The organism is Zemynaea arenosa, assembly GCF_004614185.1.
Classification (GTDB): Bacteria; Pseudomonadota; Gammaproteobacteria; order Burkholderiales; family Burkholderiaceae_D; genus Telluria; species Telluria arenosa.
The window spans coordinates 1-5,606 of record NZ_SPVF01000170.1; the positions used below are offsets into that span (position 1 = coordinate 1).

Here is a 5,606-nt window from a genome sequence, read left to right on the forward strand (position 1 = left end):
GGGTCGCTGCGAGGCGCGGCGACGCCGAGGCGGGAGCCCGGAGGGGCGATGCGGCGCGGCCGGGAGGGGCGCGCAGTGGTTGGGCGCTGGGAGCGCTGGCTCTGGCGACGGTGTTGCCATCGCTGGCGACGAGTAGTGCGAATGTGGGGCTGCCAGCGTTGGTGCAGGCGTTTGGCGTGCCGTTTCAGTATGCGCAGTGGGTGGTGCTGGCGTATCTGCTGGCGATGACGGTTTCGGTGGTGGCGGCAGGGCGCCTCGGCGACCTGGCCGGACGCCGGCGCATGCTGCTGGCCGGGCTGGCGCTGTTCACGCTGGCCTCCTTCGCCTGCGGTGCGGCGGACAGTATCGGCGTGCTGATTGCGGCGCGGGCAGTGCAGGGCATCGGCGCCGCGCTGCTGATGGCGCTGACGATGGCCTTCGTCGCCGATGCCGTGCCGCGCGGCCGCACCGGCAGCGCCATGGGTTTGCTGGGTACGATGTCCGCCGTCGGCACCGCGCTCGGCCCGACGGTCGGCGGGTTCGTGCTCGCGGCGAGCGGCTGGCGCGGCATCTTCTTGCTGAACGTACCCCTCGGCGTGACGGCGCTGCTGATTGCCTGGCGCGCACTCCCCGCCGCATCGGCGCCTACCGCCGCATCGGCGCCTACCGCCGCATCTGCGCTGCCCGCCGCATCGGCGCTGCCCGCTGCCTCCGCAACGCCGTCAGATCGCCCGCGGGCGGGGCGCGGCCTGGCGCTGCTGCGCGACCGCTCGCTGGCGATGGCGGGTGCGATGAGCTGCATGGTGATGACGGTGATGATGGCGACGCTGGTGGTCGGGCCGTTTCACCTGGCCGGGGCGGTGGGCTTGAGCGCGGTGGGCGTCGGGCTGGCGATGTCCTGCGGGCCCATCGTGTCGGCGCTGACTAGCGTGCCCGGTGGCCGCCTCGTGGACCGCTGGGGCGCGCGGCGTGCCATGCGCGCGGGCCTGATCAGCATGCTGATCGGCGCTGCCGGCTTGGCGATGAACCCATTGGCCACCCGCCTCGCCAGTGCGCAGAGATTGTCGTTAATGATTGGCGTCGCAGCCTACGTGCTGCCTTTGGTCGTGCTGACCGCAGGGTATGCGCTGTTCCAGGCCGCGAACAACACCAGCGTGATGTCGGCCGTCCCCGCTGACCGCCGCGGCGTCGTCTCCGGCATGCTCACCCTGTCGAGAAATATCGGCTTGCTGGCCGGAGCCTCCGCGATGGGCGCGGTGTTTGCCTATGGTGTCGGCACCAGGGACATCGTCCACGCCACCGCACCCGCCATCGCCAGCGGCACGCAACTCACGTTCGCCGCCGCCGCCGCGCTGATCGCCTGCGCCCTGCTGCTCGCCGCCCGCACCCCGGAGGCGCCGCAGCGTGAGCACGAAAGCCAGCCTTAGCGGCTCGCCGTGACCGATCCCGCCGTCCCGCTCATGCCACTTGCACCAGCCGTAGCGCCAGTGCCCGCCGAGCTGCCCGCCGCGAGCTCCTGCCCCGCGTCCGCGCCTCCGGCCCACACCACGTCGTTATCGACAGAGTACAACCGGCAAGGCTTGTCACTGGTCGCCTGACAGGTCTTGAGGGCTCTCCCATCGGGATCCTCGCCTTCTTCAGCCCAGCACCACGCCCCGCTCTCCGAAATGGCGAAGGCCCGCGGCGTGTCCTTGGACAGATACTCGCGATAGGCCGCCCGGCCCTTGTCGGAAATGAACGGCACCGCGTCGATATCCCCCAGCTCCGCAAAATCGGTGGCCGGAATGGCCGGCGGCGGCGTGACCGCGTACTTGATCTCGGTCGGCATGCCGACCTGCTTGAGGAAGCGCTCCGTCTCGCCCCACCACACCTTCTCGCCATCGCGCGAGGCCAGCATCCCGTGCGAGTCCCGCTTGAAGGCCCCGTATTCGATCCAGCGTGCCTGCCCGCCCGCGTTGACAAACGCGTCATGCATGCGCGCCACCAGGTCCGGTGCGAACAGCGAATCATTCACGCCATACATCCACAGGCTGCGCACCTTGTTCTTCGAACCGTAGTCAGTGAACGCGCGCACCAGTTCATTGCGCCAGTCGCAGCGCGTGTCGCTGTCGCGCAGGCCGCCCGCAAAGTTCAGCAGGCCGCGCACACCCGGCACCTCCTGCGTCCCAAGCGCCATGGTCGCCATGCCGCCGTACGACTGGCCCGCGACGACGATGCGGTCCCCATCGACCCAGTTCTGCTGGCGCGCCCATTCCACCGCGTCCTTGATGTCGCGCGCCTGCTGGTAGCCATTGGCCTTCATGTTGCAGCCATGGTCCACATAGCGCCCGGTGGACGCGGCAAAGCCTTCGCGCATCGGCACGATCACCGCGTAGCCACGCTTGACGAATGCGGTGGCCATCACGATGAAGCGGTCGCGCGGCTGGTCGCTGGGCAGGCCCATGTCCTTGCCGTGATTGATGATCAGGAGCGGGAACGGCCCCGGCCCGTTGGGCTGGAACACGGTGGTCTCCATCATTGCGCGGTGGTTGGGGCCCGCCGGGATCAGCACGATGTGCTCATTGAGGCGGTAATCCAGCGGTAGCTCTTGCTCGGTTGCCAACAGAGGCGTCATGCAGACCGAGAAAAGCAGTGCGGATGTCAGGTGGCGAACAGATGATCGCTTGAGGAATGCGGCAGTATCGAACATGGCTCCACTACTCACTTGCCGGGTGGAATTTCGAATTGATTCTATGCAGGTGAATGACTGCGAGCAATGGACGATTGGCAATTTTGAGGGAATAACGCAGAACTGACGCTTTTTTGCGTCGGTGGGGGAGACCAAGGGCGATGTCACGCTACGAGGCGCGCGAGCTGCTGCCGCACGAAAAGCCCGTCATTCCGGGCTCCCCGGCCACTCCGGACCATCCGCTGCGGGACCGCGTGCTGTTCTTTCTGGTCGGAGTGGTCATCAATATCACGGGCGCCTTGGGCAACGCGTTGGTGTCCGTGAATCTCATCAATTTGCAGGGCACGCTCGGTGCCTTCACCACCGAGATCGCGTGGCTGCCGGCCGCGTATGCGATGACCAATGTGTCCATGAATCTGCTGCTGGTGAAGTTCCGCCAGCAGTTCGGGCTGCGGCTGTTCACGGAAGGCTTCCTGGTGCTGTACGCGCTCACCACCTTCGCGCACCTGTTCGTGAACGACCTGCGCTCGGCGATCGCGATCCGCGCGGTGGCGGGCGTCGTGGGTGCGGCGCTGACCACGCTGGGCCTCTACTACACGCTGCAGGCCTTCAAGCGCGAGTGGCGCATCAAGGGTATTGCCATTTCGCTGGGCTGTTCCCAGCTCGGCATCCCCATCGCGTACCTGTTTTCCAACGAGCTTCTGCAGCTGGGCGAATGGCGCGGACTCTATCTCTTCGAGCTTGGCCTGGCCTTGGTGTCGCTGGCCTGCGTGATTGGATTGCCGCTGCCGCCGAGTGAGCGCATGAAGTCTTTTGAGAAGATGGACTTCGTCACCTTCGCCCTGTTTGCGCCGGGTGCTGCGCTGCTGTGTGCCGCGGTTTCTCTGGGGCGCGTCCAGTGGTGGTATGAACAGGCCTGGATAGGCTGGGCGCTGGTGGGGGCGATCATTCTGCTTACGGCGGCGATGGCGATCGAACACTATCGCGCGCGCCCGCTCCTGAATCTGCGCTGGCTGGCCAGTGGCTCGCTGCTGCGGCTCTTTCTCGTGATGGCGCTGGTGCGGCTGGTGCTGTCGGAGCAGGGCGTGGGCGCGGTGAACTTCATGCGCGGGCTGGGGATGAACAATGAGCAGCTGACCACCTTGTTCATCGTGGTGGTGTCGGCGACGGTGCTGGCGATTGTCTTTTCCGCGCTCACGCTCAATCCCCAGCACCTGCACGAGCCGGTGATCGTGGCGCTCCTGATCATGGCGACCGGCGCCTTCATGGATGCCAATTCGACCACTCTCACGCGCCCAGAGCAGATGTATGTGAGCCAGTTCCTGCTGGCCTTCGGCGGTGTGATGTTCATGGGGCCATCGGTCGTGTTTGGGATGGGGAAGGTGCTGGCCAACCCCAAGAACATCGTGAGCTTTGCGGTGATGCTGGGGCTTTCGCAGACCATGGGTGGGCTGCTGGGGGCCGCGGCTCTCGGCACGCTGCAGACGGCGCGAGAAAAATACCATTCCAGCGTGCTGGTGGAGCATCTTTCGCTTATGGACCCGCAGGTGGCCGCGCGCGTGCAGCAGTATGCGGGCGCGTATGGGCGCACTACGGTGGACCCGTCGCTGCGCAATGTCGAGGGGCTTGCCACGCTCTCCCAGGTGACGGCGCGCGAGGCCAATGTGCTGGCTTATAACGATGTGTTCACCGTCATCGGCGTGGTGGCGGTGCTGACGGCGCTGTATGTGTTTGCGATCTACCTGTACCGCCAGTTGCAGCCACCGCCGCCGGTGGCGCCTTCTGCGGCTTCTTCTTCTCCGGTCAAGACATGAGTACTGCTGATACTTCGCCATCAACGGATTCGCCTCCTCCGCCGCCGCCATCGCGGCGCAGCGTGATTTTGCCCGCAGTGGCGTTTGCGGTGATTGCGCTGCTCGGGGTGCTCGTTGTGCTGTATGCGTGGAACCTGCCGCCGTTTCGCACTTCGGTGGAGTCGACGGAGAACGCGATGGTGCGCGGGCAGGTGACGATCATCAGCCCGCAGCTGTCAGGTTATGTGGTGGAGGTGGCGGTGCAGGACTTCCAGCGCGTGCATCGCGGCGATCTGCTGGTGCGCATCGATGACCGCATCTACCGCCAGCGGCTGGAGCAGGCACGCGCGCAGCTGGAGGTGCAGCGCACGGCGCTGTCCAATCAAGTGCAGCAGCGGGGCAGTGCGGCGGCGGCCATCGAACAGAATCGGGCGGCAGTGGCGAATGCGCAGGCGCTGGCGAATCGCACGGCGGCGGATCTGCGGCGGGTGGAAGAATTGGCCGCGGATGGGTCCCTGTCGGCGCGCGAGCGCGATGCGGCGCGGGCGGCGCGGGCGCAGGCCGTGGCCGCAGTGGAGCAGGCGCGGGCCGCGCTGGACATCGCACGGCAGAATGAGAAGTCGGTGGGCGTCAATCGTGCCTCGCTGCAGGCGGCGGTGGCGAACGCGCAGGCGGCGGTGCAGCTGGCGGAGATCGACTTGTCCAATACGCTGGTGCTGGCGCCGCGCGATGGGCAACTGGGGCAGGTGGCGGTGCGGCAGGGTGCGTACGTGAACGCGGGCACGCAGGTGACGGCCATTGTGCCGGATCAGATGTGGGTCATCGCGAATCTGAAGGAGACCCAGATGGCGCACGTGGAGGTGGGGCAGCCGGTGACCATGACGGTCGATGCGCTGGACCATGCGGAGATTCGCGGGCATGTGGAGCGGATTGCGCCGGCCACGGGGTCCGAGTTTGCGGTGCTGCAGCCGGATAACGCGACCGGGAATTTCGTGAAGATCGCGCAGCGGATACCGGTGCGCGTGGCGATCGACGCCAACCAGCCGCTGGCCCAGCGGCTGCGGCCTGGCATGTCGGTGGTCGCCACCATCAACACAGGAGTGCGCGGCCACGGCCAACCCGGCCCCGCCACCCCCGACCCCGCCCGCCAGCCACCCGCTCCTGGC

At 67.0% G+C, this 5,606-nt stretch carries 4 protein-coding genes; 3 read left to right on the top strand and 1 reads right to left on the bottom strand.

What is annotated here, in order from left to right; genetic code table 11:
* Positions 1-86 precede the first annotated feature (86 nt).
* The gene (locus tag E4L96_RS13605) at positions 87-1,406 is read left to right on the top strand and encodes an MFS transporter (protein ID WP_135207772.1); all 1,320 of its coding nucleotides are present in this window, start codon (positions 87-89) and stop codon (positions 1,404-1,406) included.
* On the opposite strand, the gene E4L96_RS13610 is transcribed toward E4L96_RS13605, so the two are convergent.
* The gene (locus tag E4L96_RS13610; RefSeq protein ID WP_229414466.1) at positions 1,403-2,581 is read right to left on the bottom strand and encodes a dienelactone hydrolase family protein; all 1,179 of its coding nucleotides are present in this window, start codon (positions 2,579-2,581) and stop codon (positions 1,403-1,405) included. The genes E4L96_RS13605 and E4L96_RS13610 overlap by 4 nt on opposite strands.
* Before the next feature lie 227 nt (positions 2,582-2,808).
* On the opposite strand from E4L96_RS13610, the gene E4L96_RS13615 reads away from it, so the two are divergent.
* Together E4L96_RS13615 and E4L96_RS13620 are read left to right on the top strand one after the other, a co-directional pair.
* Positions 2,809-4,461, top strand: coding sequence for an MFS transporter (locus E4L96_RS13615; protein WP_135207770.1), 1,653 nt, complete (start codon positions 2,809-2,811; stop codon positions 4,459-4,461).
* A gap of 62 nt (positions 4,462-4,523) precedes the next feature.
* A partial coding sequence (locus E4L96_RS13620) for an HlyD family secretion protein (RefSeq protein ID WP_229414467.1) occupies positions 4,524-5,606 on the top strand: 1,083 nt, incomplete at its 3' end.

Excerpts from the sequence above, each read along its gene's own strand:
- E4L96_RS13615 (WP_135207770.1), top strand. The coding sequence starts at position 2,809 with ATGTCACGCTACGAGGCGCGCGAGCTGCTGCCGCACGAAAAGCCCGTC.